Source organism: Paraburkholderia sp. BR13444, from assembly GCF_040948755.1.
Lineage (GTDB): Bacteria > Pseudomonadota > Gammaproteobacteria > Burkholderiales > Burkholderiaceae > Paraburkholderia > Paraburkholderia youngii.
In genome coordinates, this window is sequence record NZ_JBFPKM010000005.1 from 123,351 (window position 1) to 148,687 (window position 25,337).

At 66.9% G+C, this 25,337-nt stretch carries 25 protein-coding genes; 13 read left to right on the forward strand and 12 right to left on the reverse strand.

Features of this window, described 5'->3' with window-relative positions; genetic code table 11:
* Window positions 1-5 precede the first annotated feature (5 nt).
* From AB3X95_RS16330 to AB3X95_RS16340, 3 genes are all read right to left on the reverse strand, one after another.
* Window positions 6-1,715 carry a formylmethanofuran dehydrogenase subunit A gene (locus tag AB3X95_RS16330; RefSeq protein WP_368621900.1) on the reverse strand — a complete coding sequence of 570 codons (1,710 nt, stop codon included), beginning with the start codon at window positions 1,713-1,715 and terminating at the stop codon, window positions 6-8.
* Window positions 1,712-3,091, reverse strand: coding sequence for a formylmethanofuran dehydrogenase (locus AB3X95_RS16335; protein ID WP_368621901.1), 1,380 nt, complete (start codon window positions 3,089-3,091; stop codon window positions 1,712-1,714). Before AB3X95_RS16335 ends, AB3X95_RS16330 begins: the two co-directional genes overlap by 4 nt.
* 295 nt (window positions 3,092-3,386) lie before the next feature.
* Window positions 3,387-4,145 carry a HisA/HisF-related TIM barrel protein gene (locus tag AB3X95_RS16340; RefSeq protein ID WP_368621902.1) on the reverse strand — a complete coding sequence of 253 codons (759 nt, stop codon included), beginning with the start codon at window positions 4,143-4,145 and terminating at the stop codon, window positions 3,387-3,389.
* Window positions 4,146-4,161: 16 nt separating this feature from the next.
* Here AB3X95_RS16340 and AB3X95_RS16345 point away from each other — a divergent pair, with 16 nt between their 5' ends.
* The 3 genes from AB3X95_RS16345 (at window position 4,162) to AB3X95_RS16355 (ending at window position 7,064) form a co-directional block, all read left to right on the forward strand.
* Window positions 4,162-5,205 carry an ATP-grasp domain-containing protein gene (locus AB3X95_RS16345; protein ID WP_368621903.1) on the forward strand — a complete coding sequence of 348 codons (1,044 nt, stop codon included), beginning with the start codon at window positions 4,162-4,164 and terminating at the stop codon, window positions 5,203-5,205.
* The gene (locus AB3X95_RS16350) at window positions 5,202-6,311 is read left to right on the forward strand and encodes a hydantoinase/oxoprolinase family protein (protein ID WP_368621904.1); all 1,110 of its coding nucleotides are present in this window, start codon (window positions 5,202-5,204) and stop codon (window positions 6,309-6,311) included. The genes AB3X95_RS16345 and AB3X95_RS16350 overlap by 4 nt, the downstream gene beginning before the upstream one ends.
* Before the next feature lie 162 nt (window positions 6,312-6,473).
* A complete protein-coding gene (locus AB3X95_RS16355) occupies window positions 6,474-7,064 on the forward strand; it encodes an aspartate kinase (protein WP_176367488.1) in 591 nt (196 codons plus the stop codon).
* A 7-nt stretch (window positions 7,065-7,071) separates the two neighbouring features.
* Here AB3X95_RS16355 and AB3X95_RS16360 read toward each other — a convergent pair whose 3' ends face one another.
* From AB3X95_RS16360 to pqqA, 3 genes are all read right to left on the reverse strand, one after another.
* Window positions 7,072-7,815 (reverse strand): (5-formylfuran-3-yl)methyl phosphate synthase, encoded by a 744-nt coding sequence (locus tag AB3X95_RS16360; RefSeq protein WP_368612394.1) that lies wholly within the window; start codon window positions 7,813-7,815, stop codon window positions 7,072-7,074.
* A 41-nt stretch (window positions 7,816-7,856) separates the two neighbouring features.
* On the reverse strand, window positions 7,857-8,456 hold the full coding sequence (locus tag AB3X95_RS16365) for a DUF447 domain-containing protein (protein WP_368621905.1): 600 nt from the start codon (window positions 8,454-8,456) through the stop codon (window positions 7,857-7,859).
* A 105-nt stretch (window positions 8,457-8,561) separates the two neighbouring features.
* Window positions 8,562-8,717: a pyrroloquinoline quinone precursor peptide PqqA gene (gene pqqA / locus AB3X95_RS16370; protein ID WP_368621906.1), complete on the reverse strand. Its 156-nt coding sequence runs from the start codon at window positions 8,715-8,717 to the stop codon at window positions 8,562-8,564.
* On the opposite strand from pqqA, the gene AB3X95_RS16375 reads away from it, so the two are divergent.
* The 9 genes from AB3X95_RS16375 (at window position 8,716) to rpe (ending at window position 18,227) form a co-directional block, all read left to right on the forward strand.
* Window positions 8,716-8,988, forward strand: coding sequence for a hypothetical protein (locus AB3X95_RS16375; RefSeq protein WP_368621907.1), 273 nt, complete (start codon window positions 8,716-8,718; stop codon window positions 8,986-8,988). The genes pqqA and AB3X95_RS16375 overlap by 2 nt on opposite strands.
* 148 nt (window positions 8,989-9,136) lie before the next feature.
* Entirely contained in the window at window positions 9,137-10,636 is a 1,500-nt protein-coding gene (locus AB3X95_RS16380) for a form I ribulose bisphosphate carboxylase large subunit (protein WP_368621908.1), read from the forward strand.
* Between the two features lie 117 nt (window positions 10,637-10,753).
* Complete coding sequence (locus AB3X95_RS16385; RefSeq protein WP_176107487.1) at window positions 10,754-11,182, forward strand: ribulose bisphosphate carboxylase small subunit; 429 nt, start codon at window positions 10,754-10,756, stop codon at window positions 11,180-11,182.
* Window positions 11,183-11,241: 59 nt separating this feature from the next.
* A complete protein-coding gene (gene cbbX, locus AB3X95_RS16390) occupies window positions 11,242-12,237 on the forward strand; it encodes a CbbX protein (RefSeq protein WP_368621909.1) in 996 nt (331 codons plus the stop codon).
* A 27-nt stretch (window positions 12,238-12,264) separates the two neighbouring features.
* Complete coding sequence (locus AB3X95_RS16395) at window positions 12,265-13,368, forward strand: class 1 fructose-bisphosphatase (RefSeq protein WP_368621910.1); 1,104 nt, start codon at window positions 12,265-12,267, stop codon at window positions 13,366-13,368.
* A gap of 66 nt (window positions 13,369-13,434) precedes the next feature.
* Window positions 13,435-14,307, forward strand: a complete 873-nt coding sequence (locus AB3X95_RS16400; RefSeq protein ID WP_176107493.1) for a phosphoribulokinase — start codon at window positions 13,435-13,437, stop codon at window positions 14,305-14,307.
* A 56-nt stretch (window positions 14,308-14,363) separates the two neighbouring features.
* Window positions 14,364-16,415 carry a transketolase gene (tkt, locus tag AB3X95_RS16405; RefSeq protein WP_368621911.1) on the forward strand — a complete coding sequence of 684 codons (2,052 nt, stop codon included), beginning with the start codon at window positions 14,364-14,366 and terminating at the stop codon, window positions 16,413-16,415.
* Window positions 16,416-16,459: 44 nt separating this feature from the next.
* On the forward strand, window positions 16,460-17,497 hold the full coding sequence (fba, locus tag AB3X95_RS16410; RefSeq protein ID WP_176367494.1) for a class II fructose-bisphosphate aldolase: 1,038 nt from the start codon (window positions 16,460-16,462) through the stop codon (window positions 17,495-17,497).
* Window positions 17,498-17,519: 22 nt separating this feature from the next.
* Window positions 17,520-18,227: a ribulose-phosphate 3-epimerase gene (rpe, locus tag AB3X95_RS16415; protein WP_176367495.1), complete on the forward strand. Its 708-nt coding sequence runs from the start codon at window positions 17,520-17,522 to the stop codon at window positions 18,225-18,227.
* A 13-nt stretch (window positions 18,228-18,240) separates the two neighbouring features.
* Here rpe and AB3X95_RS16420 read toward each other — a convergent pair whose 3' ends face one another.
* The 3 genes from AB3X95_RS16420 to AB3X95_RS16430 are packed head-to-tail and all read right to left on the reverse strand — an operon-like array spanning window position 18,241 to window position 22,282.
* Window positions 18,241-19,623 carry a DUF6513 domain-containing protein gene (locus tag AB3X95_RS16420; RefSeq protein ID WP_176367496.1) on the reverse strand — a complete coding sequence of 461 codons (1,383 nt, stop codon included), beginning with the start codon at window positions 19,621-19,623 and terminating at the stop codon, window positions 18,241-18,243.
* Window positions 19,602-20,222: a flavoprotein gene (locus tag AB3X95_RS16425; RefSeq protein ID WP_176367497.1), complete on the reverse strand. Its 621-nt coding sequence runs from the start codon at window positions 20,220-20,222 to the stop codon at window positions 19,602-19,604. Before AB3X95_RS16425 ends, AB3X95_RS16420 begins: the two co-directional genes overlap by 22 nt.
* A complete protein-coding gene (locus AB3X95_RS16430) occupies window positions 20,219-22,282 on the reverse strand; it encodes a sigma-54-dependent Fis family transcriptional regulator (RefSeq protein WP_176120573.1) in 2,064 nt (687 codons plus the stop codon). The genes AB3X95_RS16425 and AB3X95_RS16430 overlap by 4 nt, the downstream gene beginning before the upstream one ends.
* A 385-nt stretch (window positions 22,283-22,667) precedes the next feature.
* Here AB3X95_RS16430 and AB3X95_RS16435 point away from each other — a divergent pair, with 385 nt between their 5' ends.
* Window positions 22,668-23,174: a dihydroneopterin aldolase gene (locus AB3X95_RS16435; RefSeq protein ID WP_176367498.1), complete on the forward strand. Its 507-nt coding sequence runs from the start codon at window positions 22,668-22,670 to the stop codon at window positions 23,172-23,174.
* 47 nt (window positions 23,175-23,221) lie between these two features.
* Here AB3X95_RS16435 and AB3X95_RS16440 read toward each other — a convergent pair whose 3' ends face one another.
* From AB3X95_RS16440 to AB3X95_RS16450, 3 genes are all read right to left on the reverse strand, one after another.
* Window positions 23,222-23,599 (reverse strand): hypothetical protein, encoded by a 378-nt coding sequence (locus AB3X95_RS16440; protein ID WP_176120575.1) that lies wholly within the window; start codon window positions 23,597-23,599, stop codon window positions 23,222-23,224.
* Window positions 23,600-23,737: 138 nt separating this feature from the next.
* Window positions 23,738-24,247: a formaldehyde-activating enzyme gene (gene fae / locus AB3X95_RS16445; RefSeq protein ID WP_176107508.1), complete on the reverse strand. Its 510-nt coding sequence runs from the start codon at window positions 24,245-24,247 to the stop codon at window positions 23,738-23,740.
* A 185-nt stretch (window positions 24,248-24,432) separates the two neighbouring features.
* On the reverse strand, window positions 24,433-25,335 hold the full coding sequence (locus AB3X95_RS16450) for a triphosphoribosyl-dephospho-CoA synthase (RefSeq protein ID WP_176367499.1): 903 nt from the start codon (window positions 25,333-25,335) through the stop codon (window positions 24,433-24,435).
* Window positions 25,336-25,337 lie beyond the last annotated feature (2 nt).

Here is a 25,337-nt window from a genome sequence, read left to right on the forward strand (position 1 = left end):
CCGCGTCAGGTTAGACATTCGACGGGCAACAGCCGCCCGCCGCGACAGCAGCGGCAGGCTTCGTCGTCGCTGATCGCGGCGTGCGCGAAGTTGCTCGCGAGATTCGCGTCGCTATACGCGCGCAGCGTTTTCTCGATACCGCGATCGAATTCGGGCGCGACGAAATGGATGCCGCCCGTCGGCGTCGCGACCAGCGTGCCGTCGCGCGCGACCAGTTCGCCGTCCTTGAACACATAGGCGGGCGACGTGAACATCCGCTCGCGGTCCGGCTCGTCGCGATAGACGGCGATGTCCGCCGCCGCGCCCGCGCCGAGATGGCCGCGATCGCGCAGACCGAGCAGCCGCGCGGGACCGGCGCGCGTGATGATCGCGATCTCGTACAGCGAGAATTCGCGCTCGAGTTCCGGCAGCGCGCTGGCGACCTGCGCTTCGGGATGCAGCTTCGCAAGCTGCTCATCGCGAAACGGTTTGTCCATCAGCAGGCGGATCAGATGCGGATAGCTGGTGAACGGTCCGCCGTTCGGATGATCGGTGGTCATCGCGACGCGCCACGGGTCGTCGACGAGCAGGAAGATTTCGAGGCCGATGATCCATTGCAGCGCGTTCACATAGCTCTGTTCGCGATAGCGGAACGGCAGGACGCCGCATCCCGCGTCGCACTCGATATCGCCGACCACCCACTTGTGCGGCCGCGCGAGCGGCGCGTTGCGGAACTGCATCATCGTGTCACCGGAGGCCGTGACGGTCTGTCCCAAGATGATCTGGCCGACGTCGATCGACACGTTCGGCCGCGCGTTTACGGCCTCGGCAATCTGCCGCGCGCCCGACGAGAACTTGCGTGTACCCTCAGTGCCATAGCTGTGAAACTGGATATGCGTCAGATGGATCGGCAGGCCGTCGGCGGCGTCCATCGTCGCGATCGTCGATGCGAGGTTGCCGGGCACGCCGAGGTTGCTCGTATGCACGTGCAGCGGATGCGGCACGCGCAGCTCGGTCAGCGCGCGCGTCAGCGTGCGCAGCACGTCGCGTGGCGTGATGCCGTAGTGCGCGTGCGGTTCGTCGACGTTGAGCGAGCGCTGGTTGAACTTGAACGCGGAGATGCCGCCGGGGTTCACCACCTTGACGCCGAGCGCCTTGCTCGCGTCGATGGTCCAGCCGACGTAGTCGCGCAGACGTTCGAAGTCGTCGCGTGCGGCGAGCATTTGCAGGAATAGTTCGTCGTTGCCGAGCATCACGTACGCGCCGTGATCGATGATCGGCGTGTCGCCCATTTCGAGGTGCGTGTGGCGCGCGTTCGACGGCATCATCGCCGGTTCGAACGCGGCCGTGTAGCCCATTTCGGCGTAGCGATAGCCGGTCGCGAGCGTGCCCGGCGCGCAGACGCCGCACGAAGGCAGACGCAGGTAGCGGCCGTTGTCGTCGCGCGCGGCTTCGTAGGCGGCCTCGCGCGGCGCATGGGCGCCCCGCGCAATGGCGCGATGGTCCTCGGGCAGCAGCAGGCGCGACAGATTGGTCTTGCCGCCGCCGATATGCGAATGCAGATCGATGCCGCCCGCCATCACGATCATCCCGGTCGCGTCGTATTCACGATCGACGAGCGTGGTGGAGGGAACATCGACGATGCGGCCGTCGCGAAACGTCAGATCGCGCCGCTCGCCGTTGACGTTGTTGATCGGGTCGAACAGTGTGCCGCCCTTGAGCCGAACGAGAGTCATGGCTGATCCTCGCGCGGATTCAGTCGGTCGCTCACTCGTCCGTGCAACTGCGCGGCAATCGACGCCACCGTTTCCAGCGCCACCCCACGCGCCGCGGTGAGCGGCATCACGACGGTACCGTCGACGCGAAACAGATGCCCGCCGCTATCGATGCCCGGTGTCGCGACCGGCACGAACACGGTGTTCGCACCGCGTGCGCTGGCGGCAGCCGCGAGCGCCGGATGACCGAGCACGATCAGCGGAAGCGCGGGATCGAGCGACGCGGGCCACGCGTGCGGTGCGAAGCCCGCGATCCACAGCAGCGCATCGACTTCGCGTTCCGCGAGCAGCCGCGTGGTCCGATAGCGGTACGGATCGTGATCGAGCGGCGCGGTGCCGGTGACGCGCGCCGGCATCGACACGCGCGTGCGCAGCGGCAAGCCTGACAGCCACGTGACGGTCTGATTGACCGTCAACGCGCCATCGTCACCGCCGAGTGCGACACATGCCGCGCGCGTCGTGCGATTCACGGCCTTGACGATCCGGTTCAGCGCTTCGATCAGCAGCGCCGCGTGCGGCGCGGGCAGTGCGGCTGGTTCATAGACGACCACCGTGTAACGCGCGCTGGCGATGCGTGCCTGAAGTGACGCGAGCGCGGTTGCCACGTTGGCGTGGTTGCGATTGCCGTGACTTAGCGCGGCCGCATCGCGTCCTTCGGCGAGCGCCGACCACAGCGCAAGCGTGTCATAGGGATCACTGTCGCGCAGCAGCGACTCGATACGCGTTTGCGCGAAGCCGGCCGCCGCCGGGTCCGCTTCGCAGCCGACGAAGACCAGTTCGCGCGCGAGCTCGGTGCCCGCCAGCGCGCGCGTGAAGAAGCGCGGGTACCGCAGCGACGGCTGACAGCCGAAGAACACCAGCAGGTCGGCGCGCGCGCGCACTTCGGAGAGCGTCGTGAAGAACGCGCCGCGATCCTGCAACGCGAGCGTCGCGGGCGTCAGCGCATCGCCGTGCAGATGATCGAGGATCGCGCCGCAGGAGGCGGCAAGCGGATACAGCGCGCGGGTGCCGGCGACGTCGGTGGCGAGGCCGCCGAATAGCGGGCGGCGCGCGTTCGCGAGCAACTGTGCGGCGCTCGCCAGCGCGGTATCCATGTCCACTTCGCTGCCGTCGACCACGCATTTGCATTTCACATCCGCCGCGCCGTACTGCGCGAGGGCGTGAGCGAGCCGCGAACATTCGGTGTCCGGTACTTCGAGCGTGCCGTCGTCGTGGGAAGCGGCGACCAGGTCGTCGCACAGCAATGGGCAGAACGGACAGATCCAGTCGCGTGTGAGCGTCGCAGCGCGCGTTGCGCTCGGGCCAGGGGTCGATGGATCGATGGCGGGACTATGCATGGGCCAGGTTTAGCAAGCTCCATGCCGATCTCCGGACGACGCATCGGCAGGCGAGCGCCGCGCTGAAGCGGGCCGCGCTTACGGTCATGCCGCTCTGCATTCAGCGGATCGACCTGCGTGAGGTACCGGCGACAAGCGTGCCCGATCGTGCGTCGGCGCGCGGGTTCGAACGCCCGCTGCGCCATACAAAATGTGTGCCGTTCTGGAGCAGAGTGTCACACGCAAACTGTCCGGCTTGTGTTGCGTTTACAGACAGCGCTGTCAGAACGCGTGGCATGGAAATTGTATGGAAGGCCTACGCTGAACCGGAAGGCGCGCAGTCGATCTGCCGGTCGTGCAGCGCGGACGCCACCAGCCAGGCGCTTGCGCCGGTGGCCGCCGCGGCGGCCAGATCGGCGCGATTGCGGATGCCGCCCGCGCCGATCAGCGTGGTGTGCGCGGCGGCTTGCGTGCGCAGGCGCTCGAATGTCGCGAGATCGGGGCCGGCGTAGCTGCCGACCTGGTCGAGCGTCATCGCGATCACGCGCGACGGCCACCATGCCGACGAGGAATCGAGCGCGGTCGCGGCGAGCAGTTCGCCGGCGCGATGATCGAGCGACAGGATCGGCGCGAGGCCGGCGCGCTGCGCCGCGTGCACGGCATGGATTTCGCGAAGCGTCTCCGAGCCGAACACCGGCACGACGGTCGCGAGGTTGGCGAGGTTGGAATTGGCAGCACGGCGGTCGGGTTGATCAACAGCAGCGTCGATGCGCTCGAACAGCGCGCGCATCGATGCGTAGTCCGCGAAACCCGCGTCGAGCCACAGCTCGATGCCGGGCAGCGCGGCGCGCAACGCGGCGAGCGTCGAAGCATGCGCTCCGCGCTGCAGGATGGCGCCGAGATCGGCGATATAGAGCGTGCGCGCGCCGCTGGCTTCGAGTAGCGCGCGGGCGGTAGCAAGTGGGTCGCTCGTCGCGACGAGGCGGGACTGGATGGGCCGATAGGCGCTCCGCTCGCCGCGTACCGCGCGGACGACCTGGCCGTCGAGCAGATCGAGAACAGGTATCACCTGCATAGAGGGGCGCTTTCCTTTGACCAAGATCTTTGTTTATGAGTATCTCACCGGCGGCGGCATCGACCCCGCGCTCGCCGGCGCAGGCAGTCTCGCCGATTTGAGCGCGCTGATCGTCGAAGGACGCGTGATGCGCGACGCGCTGGTCGCCGCTTTGCGTGAACTGGACGGCGTGCAGGTCACGTTCGCGACCTCGCGCTTCGAAACACCAGCGCCGGGCGACGCTCATTGTATGGCCGCGCCCGGCGAATCGATGACGGCGTTCGTCGCGCGCGTCGCGCGCGAGCACGACTACGCGTGGGTCGTCGCGCCGGAATGCGACGGCCTGCTGCTGCGCTTTCACGATGCGGTCGGCACCGCCCGGTGGCTCGGCTGCGCTAAGGAAGCGATCCGCGTCGCGTCGAGCAAGAGCGCGACCGCGGCATGTCTTGCCGCGCATGGCATTGCGACGACGCCGGCGCTCGAACCCGGCGACCCAGCCGCGCAGCACGGCGGTCGCTGGGTCGTCAAACCGGACGACGGCGCGGGCGGCCTCGACACGATCGTCTACGAGCGCTTCGCCGATGCCTGCGCCGAGTACGAGGCGCGCGCGGCCGCGGCGCGCAATCCGGTGCTGCAGGCGTGGGTCGACGGCGAGCCGTTGAGCCTGTCGCTGATCTGCCGCGGCGACGCGACCAAGCTGCTCAGCATCAACCGTCAGCAGATCGGGCTGAGCGGCGGCGACGCGCCGGGCGAGGTTGCGCGGATCGTCGAGTTCGACGGCGTACTGGTCGATCAGATCGACCAGCACAGCGACATGGGCCGCGCGCTCGACACGCTCGCGCATCGCGTCGCGCGGGCCATCCCGGGTTTGCGCGGCTTCGTCGGCATCGATGTCGTGTGGCATCCGCAACGCGGGCCGGTCGTGATCGAGGTGAATCCGCGTCTGACGGTCGCTTATGCGGGGCTGTCGGCGGTGCGCGGCAGCGGCCTGACGCGCGCGCTGCTGGCCGCGCACGGCGTGCGACTCGAGCGCTGCCGGGCGGCGCGCGCCAATCCGCTCACATTCGAGGTGCGTCCTTGAGCCCCGCCCGTTCGAACCCGGCGGCGCGGTTCGGCTGGGACGTCGGCGGTGCGCACGTGAAGGTGTCGCTCATCGACGGCAGCGACGCCGTGCTCGACGTCGTGCAATGGCCGTGTCCGCTGTGGCAGGGGCTCGACCATCTGCAACGGACGATCGACCTCGTCTTCGAGCGCTGGCCGCAGGCCCGCACCGAAGCCGTGCAGCATGCGGTGACGATGACCGGCGAGATGGTCGACCTGTTCGCGGATCGCGCTGAAGGCGTGCGCGCGATCGTGGCCGCGCTCGCGCAGCGGCTCGGTTCGTCACTGCGTTTCTACGCCGGCGACGCCGGCTGGCTCGCTGCCGACGACTGCCCGGCCGGCTGGCGCCAGGTCGCGTCGGCGAACTGGCTCGCGACCGCGAGCTGGGTCGCTACCCGCATGGCGAACGCGCTGCTGATCGACATCGGCAGCACCACCACCGACATCATTCCGATCGTCGACGGCCGGGTCGTCGCGCGTGGCGCGACCGATGCGGGCCGGCTCGCGAGCGGCGAACTCGTGTATCACGGCGTCGTGCGCACGCCGTTGTGCGGCGTCGCGCATCGGATCGAATTCGGCGGCGCCACGCTGAACGTGATGAACGAATGGTTTGCGACCACCGCCGACGTCTACCGGCTGACGGGCGAACTGGACCCGCTGCACGACGTGCAGCCGAGCGCCGACCAGGGACCGAAGACCCAGGCGGCGAGCCGCGCGCGGCTCGCGCGCATGATCGGGCACGACGCGCACGACGCGTCGGACCTCGAATGGCTGCAGTTTGCGCGGCGCTGGCGGGCGCTGCAGGTGCGCGAAATCGGCGCAAACCTGATGCGCGTGGTCGCCGCGCAGCCGGCGCTCGCGGCCGCGCCGCTGGTGGGCGCGGGCTGCGGCCGCTTCCTCGTCGCCGCCTTGGCGCGGGACGAAGCGCGCGGCTATATCGACTTCGGCGCGTTGGCGGGCGTGCCCGATGCCAGCGCGGCGTGGGCGGCGACCTGCGCGCCGAGCGTGGCGGTCGCGCTGCTCGCGGCGCGCGAACCGGCAGCGCAGCGGCGAAGCGCGCGTGGCGTGGCAGCGCGAGCGGCATGAGTTGACCGGCGCGGCGCCGCCCGAAGACGGGGCGCCAGCGCACGAGTAGCGCAAAGAGGGACAGTGGGGACGATTGGGCGAGCGGGACAAGTTCGGTGATGAACGAGGTTGCGAAACGACGCGACCCAGCCGGGCACTCAACTGGACGCGAGGACAACAGTCATGTGGGTGGTCAAGATCGGAGGCAGCCTGAGTCACGACCCGGCACTGCGCCGCTGGCTCAGCGAGCTATGCGAAGTCGGCGGCGGACGCGTGGTGATCGTGCCCGGCGGCGGCGATTTCGCGGACAAGGTGCGCCAGTACCAGGGCGAATGGAACTTCGACGATCTGGCCGCGCACAACATGTGTCTGCTCGCGATGACGCAATACGCGCTGCTGATGCAAGGTGTGTCGCCCGAACTGGTGATCGCGTCGAGCGAGGCGAAGATTCGCCGCACGTTGCGCGACGGCCACGTCGCCGTGTGGGTGCCGACCGCGCTGATGCGCGACACGCCCGACGCGATGAGCAACTGGGATACGACCTCCGACAGCCTTGCTGCCTGGCTATCGACGATGCTCAACGCGGAGCGGCTGATCGTCGTCAAATCCTGTCCGATCGCCGCCGACGATCCGCTCGAAATGCTGGCCGCGTCGGGCGTAGTCGACCGCAAGTTCGTCGACTACGTGACGGATGCGAACTATGTGGTCGAACTGCTCGACAAAAGCAACGTCGCGCTGATGCGCGACCGATTGCTGAACATTCCGGTGATGTGAGCGGTGGCTATAGCCGCGTCGCGCTCGTCGAGCCCGGCAGCGGCGCACCGCCATCGACGCGGATTTCGCCAGCCGGCCGATGCAACGCGCTCGCCCATTGCGCGACGCGCTCGGGATCGAGCCGCGAGCGGCGCCCGTCGGCGCACAGCGCGGTGCGAAAACCGGCCACGTCGGGCGCCAGCGCACGGATCTGCGGCAGTTGCGCCCAGCCGAGCGCACCGGCGATGCCCACCATCGCGCCGCGCTGACGCGCGAGCCGCAACCAGCGTGCGAGCGAGTCGACATCGACGTGATCGAACAGCGTGCCGCCGTCCTTGCTCGCGGTATCGAACATCAGGCCGGCAAAGCCGAGCGCCGCGGTGTGGCTGACGAGGTCGTCGTCCATGCCGCCGTCGCACAGCAGCACCGGCACGACAGTGGCCGGCAGATTCGCGAGCTGCTCGATGCAGCGCCGCGCGGCTGGTCCGCGCGCGACCCCGACCTTCACATAGTCGACGCCGGCGTCGCTGACGTCGATCACGCGCGTGGCGATCTCGTCGAACGCATCGGCCGGCACGTCGCCGATCGCCGCGCTGATCGGCTTGACCGGATAGCGCGCCCGCAGCTGTCGCGCGATGTTCGTAATGGCGCCGACCGACAGGCCGCCGAGCGCGCCATCGTTCGGTTCTTTCAGGTCGATCAGCTCGGCGCCGGCGCGTGCGGCATCGAATGCTTCCTCATCCGAGCGGACGCTCGCAAGCAATGCGGTCATCGGGATTCTCCGCGGCAAACGGGTTGAGGGTCTAACAGACCCTAATGATGGGCGGAAGCGGCGGCGTGATTCGCCGCCGCTTCCAGATTCGCGCGGTATCGCGCGACCGCGGCGACGAGCCAGCCCCATGCGGTGCGCTCGTTGTCGCCGGCGGTTTTGTCGATCGCGATCTGCAGATAGGCCATTTCGCGATCGACCTTGTCGGCCGGCAGCATGAAAAGCCGGCTTACCAGAATGGCGCCTTCCACGACCGCAGACTGCGCGCGATTGAAGCCCGCGAACGGCGCGTGGTTTTCGCGGTGCACGCATTTCATCACCAGTACCGGGCGCTCTTTGTCGTCTTGCAGTTCGTCGAGTTCGAGTTCGGCGTGGGCCAGCGATCCGGCCAGCCGCACGCTCGCGACACGGCTTGCGGCAACGGTCGGCCAATCGGTCGCGCAGTGCGTGACGCAGCCCGCGAAGATGCGCACGTCGGTCGTGAAATTCAGCACGGCCGCGCGCGTCGCGACGATGTTGTCGAGCGTAACCGACGGTCGGAAAGGCGCAAGGACGATGCGCTCACCCTCGTAGCGCGCGCCCATCGGCGCGATATGAGGACGGCCATCGCACGCTGCCGTGGTGACGATCGTTTCGTGGATCATGGTTGGGAACGTTTGTCCCGACAGCGCCGGAAGGCCGGCCGTCAGCAGAGGTCAAACACAAACGGGAACCGCAAAGGGGCCGCGGCGTGCGGCCCGGTTGCGGGCTTAACGCGTAGCGACATACATCACGATTTCAAAACCGAGGCGTACGTCGGTGTAGCTCGGAGTCGTCCATTGCATACGTGCTTCCTCCTTCGGTTGAAACTGCGGGTGGAACTGCGGTTCGAACTGCTCTGAGCCGCCGGCCCGGCGAATTTTCATGCCCGATCTCGACGGCAGCCGGCATCACGCAATCTCCATGCCCGTGCGTGTGCCGGCCGGCCTGGCGGGCGCGCATTCGAGGGCTAATACAGCGCTCGGCGAATTGCGCCACGCCCTGGCGCTCGGGCGGCTTGCCAGACGCAAGCGTCCGCGCGGTGTGGCGGAAACGAAGCAAAGTGTTCCATCGCGATTGGCCAAACCGATTGCGCTGTCACCCGTGCCCGTCTCCCACACTAGCCGATTCTGCTCCCATTGCCGTTTCATGGCGTGAAAAAGAAACTAACGATGTGATAGCGATAATCGATCCATTAAGTCTGCCAAATAAAATCGTGAATTCCCCTTGGGCGGGTCCGTGCCTACAGTGCAACTCAAGCGCTTCGTTCTTCCGGCAGTGCGCTTGCCACCTTCGAGGACACGTCATGAACGATTTCAGTCAACCGCCGATCCAGCCCGAACATCAAGCGCGCGACCCGCACAATCCGCGCGAGCGGTACGCGGCGGGCGTGATGAAATACCGCGAGATGGGCTACTGGCAACCGGACTACGAACCGAAAGAGACCGACGTGATCGCGCTCTTTCGCATCACGCCGCAACCCGGTGTCGAACCCGAGGAAGCGGCGGCCGCGGTGGCCGGAGAATCGTCGACCGCGACGTGGACGGTCGTGTGGACCGACCGCCTGACCGCCTGCGACATGTATCGCGCGAAGGCGTATCGCGTCGAACCGGTACCGGTGTCGCGCGCCGACGAGCCGCAGTACTTCGCGTACATCGCGTATGAACTCGATCTGTTCGAAGAGGGCTCGGTCGCGAACCTGACCGCGTCGATCATCGGCAACGTGTTCGGCTTCAAGCCGCTGAAGGCGTTGCGGCTCGAAGACATGCGCATCCCCGTCGCGTATCTGAAGACGTTTCAGGGACCGCCGACCGGCATCGTCGTCGAGCGTGAACGGCTCGACAAGTATGGACGGCCGCTGCTCGGCGCCACGGTCAAGCCGAAGCTCGGGCTGTCGGGCAAGAACTATGGGCGGGTGGTCTACGAGGGTCTGCGCGGCGGCCTCGATTTCCTGAAGGACGACGAGAACATCAACTCGCAGGCGTTCATGCATTGGCGCGACCGCTTCCTGTTTTCGATGGAGGCGGTGAACCGCGCGCAGGCGGAAACCGGCGAGGTCAAAGGGCATTACCTGAACGTGACGGCCGGCACGATGGAAGACATGTACGAGCGCGCCGAATTCGCGAAGGAGCTTGGCTCGTGCATCGTGATGATCGATCTGGTGATAGGCTGGACCGCGATCCAGTCGATGTCGCGCTGGGCCCGCAAGCACGACATGATCCTGCATTTGCATCGCGCGGGGCACAGCACCTACACGCGGCAACGCAATCACGGCATCTCGTTTCGCGTGATCGCCAAATGGCTGCGCATGGCGGGCGTCGATCATGCGCATGCGGGCACCGCGGTCGGCAAGCTCGAAGGCGATCCGCTGTCGGTGCAGGGCTACTACAACGTGTGCCGCGACGCGCACAACGCGGTGGACCTGTCGCGCGGCCTCTTCTTCGATCAACCGTGGGCCGGCTTGCGCAAGGTGATGCCGGTCGCCTCGGGCGGGATTCACGCGGGGCAGATGCATCAACTGCTCGACCTGTTCGGCGACGACGCGATCCTGCAGTTCGGCGGCGGCACGATCGGCCATCCGGCCGGCATCCAGGCCGGTGCGACAGCGAACCGCGTCGCGCTCGAAGCGATGGTCAAGGCCCGCAACGAGGGCCGCGACATTCTGCGCGAAGGGCCCGACGTGCTCGAAGCCGCCGCGCGCTGGTGCACGCCGCTCAAGCAGGCGCTCGATACGTGGCGCGACGTCACTTTCAACTACGCGTCGACCGATACGCCCGATTTCGCCGCTACGCCGACTGCGGCTTAAGAGAGCCGAGCTTTACCCGCCAGCGCTTCACGAGCGCATCCGCAACGTGGTGCTACGGCACCGCGCGGGGCACCGTTGACGCCGTTCTGAACGCGACATCCATCAACGAGGTTCGTCATGCGTATTACTCAAGGAACGTTTTCTTTTCTGCCCGAGCTGACCGACGAGGAAATCGGCCTGCAGATCGACTACGCGCTGCGCCAGGGCTGGGCCTGTTCGGTCGAATTCACCGACGACCCGCATCCGCGCAACACGTACTGGGAAATGTGGGGCCTGCCCATGTTCGACCTGCACGACGCGGCAGGCGTCTTGCAGGAGGTCCGAGCCTGTCGCGAGGCGCGGCCGCAGCACTACATCAAGGTCAACGCATTCGATTCGGAGCGTACCTTCGAGACGATGCGCCTGTCGTTCATCGTCAACCGGCCGGACGTGGAGCCGGGCTTCCGTCTGTCGCGCCAGGACGCGCAGGGGCGCACGCAGCGCTACAGCATGACGGGCTATGCGACCGACCGGCCGGCGGGCGAGCGCTACGGCTCAACGGGCTGAGCCGCTGATCGAGCACGAGGGTGCAAGACAGGCACACGACAAACGCGCAAGGAGGAGCAATGACTGACGCCGCCATCGTGGACGCACTGCCCGCGTCCACCGCGCACAGCGACGACGCCACGCCCCACATCGACCTCGCGGCGCTGTACCGCGACTCGGGCATCGGCGACGTGCTCGGCGAACTCGAACGCGATCTGGTCGGGCTCGCACCCGTGAAGACGCGCATTCGCGAAGTCGCGGCGCATCTGCTGGTCGAACGCGCACGGGCTTCGCTGGGTCTCGCGGGCAGCGCGCCGACCTTGCATATGTGCTTCTCCGGCAATCCCGGCACCGGCAAGACGACGGTCGCGCTGCGCATGGCCGAGGTGCTGCACCGGCTCGGCTACATCCGCCGCAATCATCTGGTGTCGGTCACGCGCGACGATCTGGTCGGCCAGTACATCGGTCACACCGCGCCGAAAACGCGCGATGTGCTGAAGCGCGCGATGGGCGGCGTGCTGTTCATCGACGAAGCGTACTACCTGTATCGTCCGGAGAACGAGCGCGATTACGGGCAGGAAGCAATCGAAATCCTGCTGCAGACGATGGAGAACCAGCGCAGCGACCTGGTCGTGATTCTGGCCGGCTACGCGTCGCGGATGGAAGTGTTCTTCGAGAGCAATCCGGGTTTCCGCTCGCGCATTGCGCATCACATCACGTTTCCCGATTACGAGGAAACCGAACTGCTCGAAATCGCCGAGCGGATGCTCGACACCATGCACTACCGCTTCGATGCCGCGTCGCGCCGCGCGTTCGCCGACTATCTGGCGCGCCGCATCCGGCAACCGAATTTCGCCAACGCGCGCTCGGTGCGCAATGCGCTCGACCGCGCGCGGCTGCGCCAGGCGAACCGCCTGTTCGCGAGCGCGTTGCAGGGCGGCGAGCCGATCGATGCCGCCGCGCTGACGCTGATCGACGCCGCCGATGTGCGCGCGAGCCGCGTATTCGACGAGCCAATGCAGCCGTCCTCGCCACCGCCTTCCACCGCGCGCGCCGTCACGGCGCCGCCGGGCTGAATCACGACACCATCGAAGGAGAACGCCATGCAGGACGGACGCACGACACTTTCGAAGTTCCTGATCGACACGCTCGATCGCCCGCCGTGTACGGACGACACGCGGGACACGGCGGGACTCTCCGCGCTGCTCATCGACGTAGCGGCCGCCATCAAATCGATCTCGGCGATGCTGACCAAGGGAGCGCTAGGCGGCAACTACGGTTCCGCGCAAACGCTCAACACGCACGGCGAGGAGCAGAAGAAGCTCGACGTCTCCACCAACGAGATTTTCGTGCAGCAATGCGAGTGGGACGGCTTGCTGGCCGCGATGGTGTCCGAGGAAATGGAGCACGTGTACCCGATTCCTCCGGAGTATCCGCGTGGCGAGTATCTGCTTGCGTTCGATCCGCTCGACGGCTCGTCGAATATCGACATCAACGGCGTGGTCGGCTCGATCTTCTCGGTGCTGCGCACGCGCGACCCGGCGGAGGATGCAAGCAGAGAAGCCGCGTTCCTGCGGCCGGGCTGCGAACAGGTGGCGGCCGGCTATGCCGTGTATGGACCCTCGACGATGCTGGTGCTGTCGGTCGGCAACGGCACGCATGGCTTCACGCTCGAGCGCGACATCGGCAACTTCGTGCTCACGCATTCGAACATCCGGATTCCGGAAGAGACCGGCGAGTTCGCAATCAACGCATCGAACGAGCGCTTCTGGGAGCCGCCCGTGCGCCGCTACGTGCAGGAGTGCAAGGACGGCCGCAGCGGCTGCCGCGCGCGCGACTTCAACATGCGCTGGATCGCGTCGATGGTCGCGGAAGTGCATCGCATCCTGATGCGCGGCGGGGTGTTCATGTATCCGCGCGACTCGAAAACTCCGGCGATGGAAGGGCGCCTGCGACTGCTCTACGAAGCGAACCCGATGAGCTTCCTGGTCGAGCAGGCGGGCGGCCTCGCGATCACCGGCCGCGAGCGCATTCTCGAGCTCGCGCCGCGCGCGCTGCATGGCCGCGTGCCGGTGATCCTCGGCTCGAAGAACGAGGTGGAGCGCATTGCGCGCTATCACGGCGAATACGACCGCGGCGAGGACAAGCCGTTCTCGTCGCCGCTGTTCGGCACGCGCTCGCTGTTCCTGCCGGATTTCACGGCGTGATCGGCGACTGAGCGCACAGACGTACAGCGCACCGCACCAGAAACACAGTCATCCGGAGACAAGCGCATGTCAGTCAAACATCCGATCATCGCGGTGACCGGCTCGAGCGGCGCGGGCACCACCACCGTCATGAAGAGTTTCACGCATATCTTCAGACGCGAGCACATCAATGCGCAGATCGTCGAAGGCGACGCGTTCCATCGCTACGACCGCAACGGCATGCGCGCGGCGATGCAGGAGCGCGAACGCGACGGCGTGCCGAATTTCAGTCACTTCGGGCCGGAGGCGAATCTGCTCGAAGAACTCGAAACGCTCTTCACGCGCTACGGCGAAAACGGCAGCGGGCAGTTTCGCCACTACGTGCACGACGCGGCCGAAGCGCAGTTGTACAAGCAGGACGGCGGCACCTTCACGCCGTGGGAGGACGTCGCGGCCAATACCGACCTGATGTTCTACGAAGGGCTGCATGGCGCGGCGGTGACCGACAAGGTCAACATCGCGCGGCATGCGGATCTGCTGATCGGCGTCGTGCCGATCATCAATCTCGAATGGATCCAGAAGCTGCATCGCGATCAGACGATGCGCGGCTACACGCACGAAGCGGTGGTGGACACGATCCTGCGCCGTATGCCTGACTACGTGAACTACATCTGCCCGCAGTTCTCGCGCACGCATGTGAACTTCCAGCGCGTGCCGACCGTGGACACGTCGAATCCGTTCACCGCCCGCGAGATTCCGCAGCCGGACGAGAGCTTCGTGGTGATCCGCTTCGCGCGGCCGAAGGGCATCGACTTCCAGTATCTGCTGACGATGCTGCACGACTCGTTCATGTCGCGCCCGAACGTGATCGTCGTGCCGGGCGGCAAGATGGGACTCGCGATGCAGCTGATCTTCACGCCGATGATCCTGCAACTGATCGACCGACGCTCGCGCGCCTGACGTTTTTCGAAGCGCACCCGACGCATGCCGACGTTCATTTCGCAAGGAGAATTTCGATGAGTGCAGTCGCGCAACCGCTTGACGCACCCGCCACGCGCCCGATGGCCGACGCGCTGCGCATGCTCGCGATCGATGCGGTGGAAGCCGCTAAGTCGGGACACCCCGGCATGCCGCTCGGCATGGCCGAGATCGCGGTCGCATTGTGGGACCGGCATCTGAAGCACAACCCGCGCAATCCCGCGTGGCCCGACCGCGATCGGTTCGTGTTGTCGAACGGCCATGGTTCGATGCTGCTGTATGGACTGCTGCATCTGACCGGCTATGACCTGGCCGTCGACGAATTGAAACGCTTTCGCCAGTTGCACGGCAAAACCCCGGGGCATCCCGAGGTGGGCGTCACACCCGGCGTCGAGACGACCACCGGGCCGCTCGGCCAGGGGCTCGCGAACGGCGTCGGCATGGCGCTCGCCGAGGCGTTGCTCGCGCGCGAGTTCAACCGGCCCGGGCATCGGATCGTCGATCATCGCACCTACGTGTTCGCCGGCGACGGCTGCCTGATGGAGGGCATCTCGCACGAAGCGGCGTCGCTCGCGGGAACGCTGAAGCTCGACAAGCTGACGGTGCTGTACGACGACAACGGCATCTCGATCGACGGCCACGTCGCGCAATGGTTCGCCGACGACACGCCCGCGCGCTTCGCATCGTACGGCTGGCATGTGGCGCGCGAGGTGGATGGCCACGACGTCGATGCGGTCGATCGCGCGTTGCACGCGGCGCGCGAGACCGGCCGGCCGACGCTGATCTGCTGCCGCACGGTGATCGGCCAGGGCGCGCCGTCGAAGGCCGGCACGCACGACGTGCACGGCGCGCCGCTCGGCGCCGACGAGGTGGAACGCATGCGCCGCGCGCTCGGCTGGCCGCATCCGCCGTTCGAGATTCCCGACGAGATTCGCGCGAACTTCGACGCGAGCGCGCGCGGTGCCGCCGCGGAAGCCGAGTGGCGCGAGCGGTTCGATGCGTATCGCCAGCACTACCCAGGGGAGGCGGCCGAATTCGAGCGGCGTGTGCGGGGCCGCTTGCCCGCGCATTGGTACGACACGGTTCGCGCACTGCTGCGCGATGCGGATTGCGCGGCCGAATCGATCGCGACGCGCAAGGCTTCGCAAAAGGCGATCGGCGCGCTCGCGCGCAGCCTGCCGGAACTGCTCGGCGGCTCGGCCGACCTGACCGGTTCGAACCTGACGGACTGGCCGGGCGCGGTCGCCGTGCGCAGCGACGAAAACGGCTTACGCGGCGGCAATTACGTGCACTACGGCGTGCGCGAGTTCGGCATGAGCGCGGTGATGAACGGCATCGCGCTGCATCGCGGTTACCTGCCGTTCGGCGGCACGTTCCTGACCTTCTCCGACTATGCGCGCAACGCGTTGCGAATGGCCGCGCTGATGAAGACGCGCTCGATCTTCGTGTTCACGCACGACTCGATCGGCCTCGGTGAAGACGGACCCACGCATCAGGCGGTCGAACACGCGGCGAGCCTTCGGCTGATTCCGGGGCTCGACGTCTGGCGTCCGTGCGACACCATCGAGACCGCGCAGGCGTGGGCCAGCGCGGTGGAGCGGGATGGGCCGTCGTGTCTGTTGCTGAGCCGGCAGAACCTGCGTTTCGTCACGCGCTCCGACGTGCAGATCGCCGCGATTGGGCGTGGCGGGTATGTGTTGCGCGACTGGCCCGATGAAGAAGGGCAAGAGCAACCGGCGCGTGTCGTACTGATCGCCACCGGCTCGGAAGTGTCGCTCGCGCTCGACGCGATCGCGCCGCTCGCGGCCGCCGGCATCGCCGCGCGCGTCGTATCGATGCCATCGACCACCGCGTTCGACCGGCAACCGCGCGCCTGGCGCGACGCGGTGCTGCCGCCAGGCGTGCCGCGTGTCGCGATCGAGGCGGGCGTGCGCGCGTTCTGGCGGCAATACGTCGGGCTCGATGGCGGCGTGGTCGGCATCGATACGTTCGGCGAATCGGCTCCGGCCGCCGCGCTGTTCGAGCATTTCGGACTGAACGCGCAGGCGGTGATCGACGAAGCGCGGCGCGTCGCGGACAGTGCGCGTTGAGCACGCCGCTCGACAAGATTTCATTTCATATCGAGGAGCACGCAATGGCCTTCATCACCCTGCGGCAACTGCTGGATCACGCGGCCGAACACGACTACGGCGTGCCCGCGTTCAACGTCAACAACATGGAGCAGATTCACGCGATCATGCGCGCGGCCGAGGCCACCGATAGCCCGGTGATCCTGCAGGCGTCGGCCGGCGCGCGCAAGTACGCGGGCGAACCATATCTTCGCCATCTGGTGCTCGCCGCGCTCGAGGCGCACCCGGACATTCCGCTCGTGCTGCATCAGGACCACGGCGCGAGCCCGGCGGTGTGCCAGCAGGCGATCCGCTCGGGCTTCACCTCAGTGATGATGGACGGCTCGCTATTGCCCGACCAGAAAACGCCGGCCGCGTATGACTACAACGTCGAGGTGAGCCGCCGCGTGGTGGACGCCGCGCATGCGGTCGGCGTGTCGGTGGAGGGCGAGTTGGGCTGTCTCGGCTCGCTCGAAACCGGCATGGCAGGCGAAGAGGATGGCGTCGGCGCAGAAGGCAAGCTGACGCGCGAGCACCTGCTGACCGACCCCGACGAAGCGCGGCGCTTCGTCGATGCGACCGGTGTCGATGCACTGGCAATCGCGATCGGTACTTCGCACGGCGCGTACAAGTTCAGCCGCGAGCCGACCGGCGACATCCTCGCGATCGACCGGATCGCCTCCATTCATTCTCGGATTCCGGACACGCATCTGGTGATGCACGGTTCGTCGTCGGTGCCGCAGGACTGGCTCGCGGTGATCCGCGAGTACGGCGGCGAGATTCCGACCACCTACGGCGTGCCCGTCGACGAAATCCGCCGCGGCATCGTGCACGGCGTGCGCAAGGTCAATATCGACACCGACATCCGTCTCGCGATGAGCGGCGCGATGCGCAAGTCGCTCGCCAATGCGCGCTCGGAATTCGATCCGCGCGCGGCCCTGAAGGCGGCCACCGCCGCGGCTAGCGCGATCTGCATCGAGCGTTTCGAGGCGTTCGGTTGCGCGGGGCAGGCGGCGCGCATCAAGCCGCTGCCGCTCGACACGATGGCGAGCCGCTATCACTGAGGCCACCGGTACGGAGAACGCAATGCGCGAGTTCCTGATTGCTCCGTCGCTGCTGTCGGCGGATTTTGCCCGCCTCGCCGACGAGATTCGCGACGTGACGGCGGCCGGCGCGGACTGGATTCATCTGGACGTGATGGACAACCACTATGTGCCGAACCTGACCGTAGGGCCGCTCGTGTGCTCGGCGATCCGGCCGTACACGTCGCTGCCGTTCGACGTGCATCTTATGACCACACCGGTTGATCCGCTGGTATCGGCGTTTGCCGAGGCCGGCGCGAACCTGATCAGCTTTCATCCGGAGGCGACGCTGCACGTGCATCGGACCATCGAACTGATCCGCTCGCACGGTGCGCGCGCCGGGCTCGCGTTGAATCCGGCGACGCCGCTCACGGTGCTCGATCATGTGCTGGAGATGCTCGACGTCGTGCTGGTGATGTCGGTGAATCCGGGCTTCGGCGGCCAGGCGTTCATTGCCGAAACGCTCGATAAGCTGCGGCTGCTGCGCGAGCGCGTCGATACGACGATGCAGCGCACCGGCCGGCCGTTGCTGATCGAAGTGGACGGCGGCGTGAAGGCATCGAACATCGCGCGTGTCGCCACGGCGGGCGCCGATGTGTTCGTCGCGGGATCGGCCGTGTTCGGCGCGAGCGATCGCGCGCAGGCGATTCGCGGCATGCGCGGCGAACTGGCTACCGTCGACGAACCCGCGAGCGTAGCGGCCATGCAGTGACGGCGCGGCGGGTTCAGCGCTTTTTCATCGTCTCGCCCGGCCCGCACCAGACGCTGAGATCTTCTTCCGGCCGGTCGATCGCGCAGCCCCAGTCGAGCGGCTGGTCCTGATCGAAGCGCTTGCCGAGCCGCCACGCGATTTCCGCGCGGGCAAGCTGCACGCCCATATAGAACGCGTGGCCGCCGTCGGTTTCGAGGTTCAGCTGCGGGTACAGCGCGAACGGATCGTCGCCGCGTCGATGGCCGTCGCGGTTGTACACGTGAATGCCGTCGGCGCTGATCTGCACGCGGAAATTCGGATCACGCACGGCGCGCGCGAATTCGTCGATTTCTTCGGCGCTGTACGGAAACGGCCGTTTCGCGTGGACCGTCGCGAGTTCGCTGCTGATGCCCTTCGGTAGCACTTGCGCATCGCGCGCGGCATGCATCACACGGCGCGCGACATCGGCTTCGCGCAGCGCGCGCCGCGCATGCAGACTCACCGAAGTCGTCAGCACCGCGCCAACGCGCAATTCCGCCGCCATGCCGAACAGCACCGCATTGATGCCGCTCGTGTCGGCCTCGGTCAACTCGGTCACGTTGCCGATGCCCATCATGATCGCGATGTCGGGATAGCGCTCGCGCAAGCGCACGTAGCGTGCGATCGACGTGGCCAACCCGAACGGAATCGGATCGAGAATCGGATCGGCGAGAAACGCGCGGCCGCGCGCGCTTAGCGCGTCGATCGCGGCGTCGAGCGAGGCTGGGTCAGCGGGTTCGCGCGCGACGAGGATCGGCGTCGACGGCACTTCGTCGGCGATCCACAGCGTATCGACGTTCAGGCTCATCAGATAGTCGGCGCCCGCGCGGCCGCCGCGCAGCAGTTCGTCGTTGCGCATCGAATCGACGCTGACGCGATAGCCTTCGGCCTTCAGGCGGCGCACCGCGTCTTCGAGATGCGGAAACGGCGTGTCCGGCAGACAGCCGATGTCGATCACGTCCGCGCCCTGGGCCGCATACTCGCGCGCCCTTGCCGCGATGCCGTCGAGGTCGAGCCGCGGCGCATCGACGATCTCCGCGAAAATCTCCGTGTCGTAGCGGCTCAGGTCGAACGGCTTCGCCTTGTGGCCGAAAAACTGCGGCAAGTCCTTGACCTCCTCGGGGCCGCGTTCGAACGACACGCCGTAGTGCGCGCTCAGCGTGTCGAGATCGCCGCGGCAGCGGCCCGGCACGATCACGCGCTGCGCGGCAAGCGGCGTGGGCACGCGGCGCTGGATCATGTCGGCGGTCATCAGCGCGGCGACCTGCAGGCCGATTTCGCGCACCTCCCAACTGAACGGCGCCGGCGCCATGCCGTCGAGCACGCGCCGCAGGCTCGGTTCGGCAAGCCGGCCGGTCAGGAAGAGGATGTGGTCCATGCGAGATCGAGGGTCGCGAGGCGTTGGGCGAGCGCCGCTTCGAGTTCGTCGAGCGAGCGCGCGAGCGTCGTGTATTCGAAGCGCGCCAGACGCTCGACGTTGTCGAGTTCGATCGCCCGTGGCCGCAGTTCGACCCATTCGTCCGGGCTATGCGTGATCACGCTCGGTTCGGTGTCGCATGCAAAGACGATGCCGGGAATGCATTGCTTGCCGGCCTGCGCGTACATGTTGGTCGGCAGCGTATCGGAGATGCCGTAAGCGCATTTGGCGACCGTGTTGCTGGTGGCCGGCGCGATCACGACCGTGTGATAGACGCCGTGATACAGCATGCCGACCGGCACGCCGCTCGCACTGTTGTCGCGCAGCACGCGGAACTGTTCGCGCAGCTTGTCGAGCGGCCAGCCGTACAGCGGCAGCACTTCCTCGGCCGCCGCGGACAGGAACAGATCGACGCGCGGCAAGCGCCGCGCGAGCGCGATCGATTCTTCGAGCATATGACCGGAGCCGGTCACGCACCACGCGAAGCGCGCATCCGGCTTGAAGTCGGTGAGATCGCGGGCGGCCTTGGGCGCTGACTCGTTGGGGGACGACTGGGTCATGCGTCGAGATCGAGCGGCATGCCGTCCGGCGGCGAGCCTTCGTGCGACAGCCGGATATGCAGCCGGCGCATCTTGCGGTACAGCGTGTTGCGGCTGATGCCGAGCGCCTTCGCGACGTTGCTGACGTTCCAGCGATGCTCGTCGAGCAGCGACAGCACCGTCTCGCGCTCGTTCAGCTGGATCGCGTTCAGCGAAGAAATGTCCGCTTCGTCGGCGAGTTGCCCGTCCATGTCCGCGTTTGCGAGGCGCAGCGCGGTCGGCAGATCGACCGCTGACGTGCGTTGCGTGACCTCGGGCGGCAGATGCTCGCAGCTGATCGGCTCGCCGTCGGACAGCGCAATGGCCATCTGCAACACGTGACGCAGCTGACGGATGTTGCCGGGCCACGCGTAGGTGAGCAGCGCGCGTTCGGCTTCCGGCGTCAGATCGGGCGGATCGTCGGTTTCGCTGGCGAGCAGATGATGGATCAGCGGCAGCTTGTCGACGCGCTCGCGCAGCGCCGGCAGATTCAGCTCGACGCCCTTGAGCCGGTAGTACAGGTCCTCGCGGAACTGGCCGCTCTGCACGAGTTCCATCAGATTGCGGTGGCTCGCGCTGATCAGCTGGAAATTGACCTTGACGGTGGTCTCGGCGCCGAGCGGCGTGACCTCGTGTTCCTCGATCACGCGCAGCAGGCGCGCCTGCAGCACGAGCGGCATGTCGCCGATCTCGTCGAGGAACAGCGTGCCGCCGCTGGCCTGCACGATCTTGCCGCGCCGACCTTCGCGCTGCGCGCCGGTAAATGCACCGGCGCGATAGCCGAACAGCTCGCTCTCGATCAGGTTCTCCGGCAGCGACGCGCAGTTCACCGGCACGAACGGACCGTCGGCGTGCGGGCTGATGCTGTGCAGCGCCTGCGCGAAGACTTCCTTGCCGGTGCCGGTCTGGCCGCGCAGCACGATCGGAATCTTGCGCTGGATCACGCGCGCGGCCAGCTGGATCTGCGAGGCCATGCGCGGGTCGCCGAATTCGAGGTGTGCGATCTCGTCGAGCTTCGGCACCGGCGCGTGCTTGTCGTGCTTCTCGTGTTTTTCCGGGGCGCTGCTGCGGATCGCGGAGTCGGTGACGATCACGCGCGTCACGCGCCCGCTGCCGTTCTGCGGCGTCTGCGCGACGAGGAAAAAGCGGTTCGTCGCATTCGCGCTGTAGACGGTGACCGGATGGAACGAGCCGCGAATGCTGCGCGCGATCATGTCTTCGAGCGACGCGTTGAACGCTTCCTCGATGCGCCGGCCGCGCAGCTCGGCGAGCGAGCGGAAGCCGAGCTGGAACAGCGCGCTGCGGTTCGCGGCGAGCACCGTGCTGTCGTCGCCGACCGCGAGCTTGCCGCCGTGCAGCGTGCCGACGAATTCCGGGCGGCTGTGGAAATGGATCATGTTGGCGTGCCGGTAGCGCGCATCGAGCAGACGGTTTTCGATCATCTGCCGCGACATGCCGACCAGTACCAGCGAGTGCTGCTGCAGCAGCTTCGAGCGGCTGGTGACGTCGAGCACGCCGGCGATTTCGCCGCCGTCGTCGAAGATCGGCGCGGCCGAGCACGTGAGCGACGTATAGCGCGGATAGAAATGCTCGTGCTGACAGACGGCGATGCAGTCGCGCTCCGCGAGACAGGTGCCCATGCCGTTGGTGCCGGCTTCGCGTTCGCTCCACAGCGCGCCGACGCGAAAGCCGTCGGCGGCGACCGCCTCGGCGAACGGCACGGACGACACCTGATGCACGATCACGCCGCCGGAATCTACGAGGACGACCGCGAGCTCGGGGTCGGCGAGCTGCTGATAGAGCGTCGTCATCTCCAGTTTCGAACACGCGATCAGATCGCCGAGCGCCTCACGGCGCGCGCTGAGTTCGTATTCGGTGAGCACCGGCGGCGGCACGAAACGCGCGGGGTCCAGCTGGAATTCGTTGATGCAGCGCGTCCACGACTGAGCCACGGGTTCGCTTGTCGGGCGCGTGGTCAACTGATGGTTGACCACGTTCAGAACTTCCCGGACGTGCGTACTGCTGTCAGCGAGCAACGACATGGGATTCGTCTCCGTTGCGTCATTTCGCAAGCGTGCCTGCATTGCACGCTGCGAATGCCGCTTTATCAAGCCTGTCTGCCCTTGGTGCGGCGGGTTCTGGGTCCGCCTGCTCCCTCGCGACCGGCCCTGCTACGAGGCGGGTATTTAAAACTGTACGCTCGATGCAAGACAGGTTCAACAGAAAGTGACTGTGGGTTTACCTCACCGTGCCCGGAATTTGCTTTTCTCGATGCGCGATGCGTTAAACGTTTTGCAGGTTGCATGCCTGTCGCAGCTTCGGAACAGAGTGTGCCGCGCGTCGCTCAGTTCTGCTGCTCAACTGTTGCACCGTTTGCTCTTCATCAAAGGTTGTTCAACCTTGGGCCGCGCCGCGGCGGAGACCATCATGGATCGTATCGATACTGTTCGCCTTGCCGCATTTTCCAGCCTCGGCGCCAATCCCGGCTCGCAAGCCGGCGCGTTGCCCGAGCGCCTCGACATCGTCTTCATCGAGAACTTCATCGGCCAGACGGTCATCGGTATCGACAGCAGCGAGTTGCATGTTGCGCAACCGGTGCGCGTGAATCTGGCGATCGGCGTGCCCGCGATCCGCGCGTGCGCGACCGACCGGATCGAAGATACGGTCAACTATGCGGCCGTGCGCGAGGCGCTGCTCGAGCTATTCGCGTCGCATCGCGTGCGGCTGCTGGAGGCGCTCGCCGAGACGATCGCGCAACTGTTGATTACCGACTTCGGCGCGCACTGGGTGCGGGTGTCACTCGCAAAGCCGGCCAAGTTCGCCGACCTCGCGGCCGTCGGCGTGCAGATCGAGCGGCGTCGCGGCGATGGCCCGGCGGCCGCCGTGGGTCTCCCGTGTTACGCGTCGCTCGGCAAGGGGCTGGTGCCGAATTGACGGGGAGAGCGGGGCGCGCCGGACGCCCGGCGCGCCTCGAACCGTCGTCATTTCGCCACGGTCGACGTTTTCTGCGGACCGAGTCCGCACGCCTGATACGCGCTCGTTTGCAGCGCGCGGAATTTCCTGGTTTGAGCCTTGGCGTGATCGACGCGGAATTCCGCGCCGCCTTCGCCGCCGAGCGTCGCGTACTTCGAGAAGGTCGACTGGTCGACGAATTCGTCGTACGGCAACGACGCGGCCATCTTGTCGATCACGCACGAGCACTTGTAGACGTTCGCGAAATCGTGGCCGTTATCGTCCATGCAGCTGAGCACGTATTCGACGCGGCCCTCGGTCGGATAGTTGTAGCCGCCCGCCCACGCGAGCGGCGCGGCGAGCATGAGCGAGGTAAAGGCGAGAAGCGCGCGACATCTGTTAGTCATTGAATGCCTCTGCGAGAGCATTGAAGCCGCTTCGCGAACCCGCTGCGCGAGGGCCATGCCTTGCGGCCGCGAGGCGACGGGATGCGCGAGGAGGCGGGGCCGCGAGCGGCGCCGCGTCTCCTGCGCTGCCATGCACCGTCAGTTCGGCGCGAACGGATGCGCGACGGTGCCCTTCTTGGATACTACTTCAGCCGCGCTCGGCTCGCCGCTGACCGCGCGCTTGATGGCCTCGCGCGTCGCCTGATAGTTGAACTGCTGGATCTTCTTGTCGTCCTCCGCCTGCCAGTGGATGAAGACGCCGACGCAGAGGAACAGATCGTCGGCTTCTTCCTGCGGGATCGTGCCGTCCTCGACGCTGTCGGCCACTGCTAGCGCGACCGCGTGCTGCGCTGGGCCGAACATCTGCACGGCCTGCTTGGCGCCTTTGATCGTCACCTTGTTGAACAGGATCGTATTGGGCTTCGTGATGAGATTCGGCGCGACGACGGCGAGCAGCGACGTGAAACCGTCCTTGTTGTTGGTGAGCGCGTTGCAGAACGCGGTTTCCGCAGCCGAACCTCGCGGTCCGATCAGCAAGTCGATATGCGCGACCTCGTTGCCGTCGCCGACTAGCGACTCCCCGATCATGACGCGGTTGATCTTGGCCATTCTGTTCCTCCAATGAGTAGGTATGGACCTGCTGACGAGGCGCCGCCCGCGATCGAGTCCAGATCAGCATCGCGAGAGCGGTGCGGGATTGCACGGCGGTACTAACTAACAGGTTCCGTGCCAGTTCTGGCACCCGGCATGCTGACGCGCCTGTTCGGGGCGTGTTCAGTGCAGACGATTCAGGGTTAACCGCGCCCTTCGACGCAGCGCGCAACGAACAGCGTGGCCACCGCGAGGTCCGCGCTGGTGCCGGGATTGATCGCGCGGGCCTTCAATTCGGCGTCCCAAGCATCGAGTTGCGGATCGCTTGCCGAGCGGCGCGCGGCGGGTCGCGTTTGGCGCCAGCGCGCGTGCTGTTCGCGTGCCACGAGCGTGACACTCTGCGCCAGCGCGAGGCCGTGCTTGCGCACAATGTGAGAGTCGGGCCAGCCGGCGAGGAACGCGAGAAACACATTGAGCATCGCGATTTCGCCTGGATCGACGGGCGCGGGTTCGGACGCTGGCGTCGAGGCTTCGAAGCAGGCGGTGAGGCCGGTGTCGAACAGGTCCGCGAAACCGTTCGCGTACTGCCGCGCGATGCTGTCGCGCTCGCTGGCGAGCCGCATCGCGGCGCGCAGGCCGATCGTCGGCGCTGCGTGGACCGATTGCTCGGGCGCGTCGCCGAGGCCGCCGGGATTGGCGAGCGCGATCGCGCGATAGGCGAGCCGCGCATCTTCGACGTCGAGCCGGCTCAGCACGTCGCCGACGGCCGCGCGCCACGCTGGCGCCGTCAGCGGCCGTTCGCCGGTTTCGTCGAGAGCCGCGGCGAGCGGCGCGATCAGCAGCACGATGCCGAGATTCGTATTGCAGCCTACCGCCGCGCGCGTGCGCGTGACCGCGTCGAGAATGCGCTGTCCGACACGGGCGCCGCGTGCGAACAGCGCGTCGAGCGATGCGTCCGCGCTGGCGAGGAACTGCGCCGCGTTCATGCCGTGGCCGGGGCTCTGGGTGCTGACGTTGCCGGGTTTCGGCGTGGTGACATCGAGCGCGCAGGCGGCGAGGAAGGCTGCGCGCGCACGCTCGACTGAGATTGCATGACGGACGGGCATGA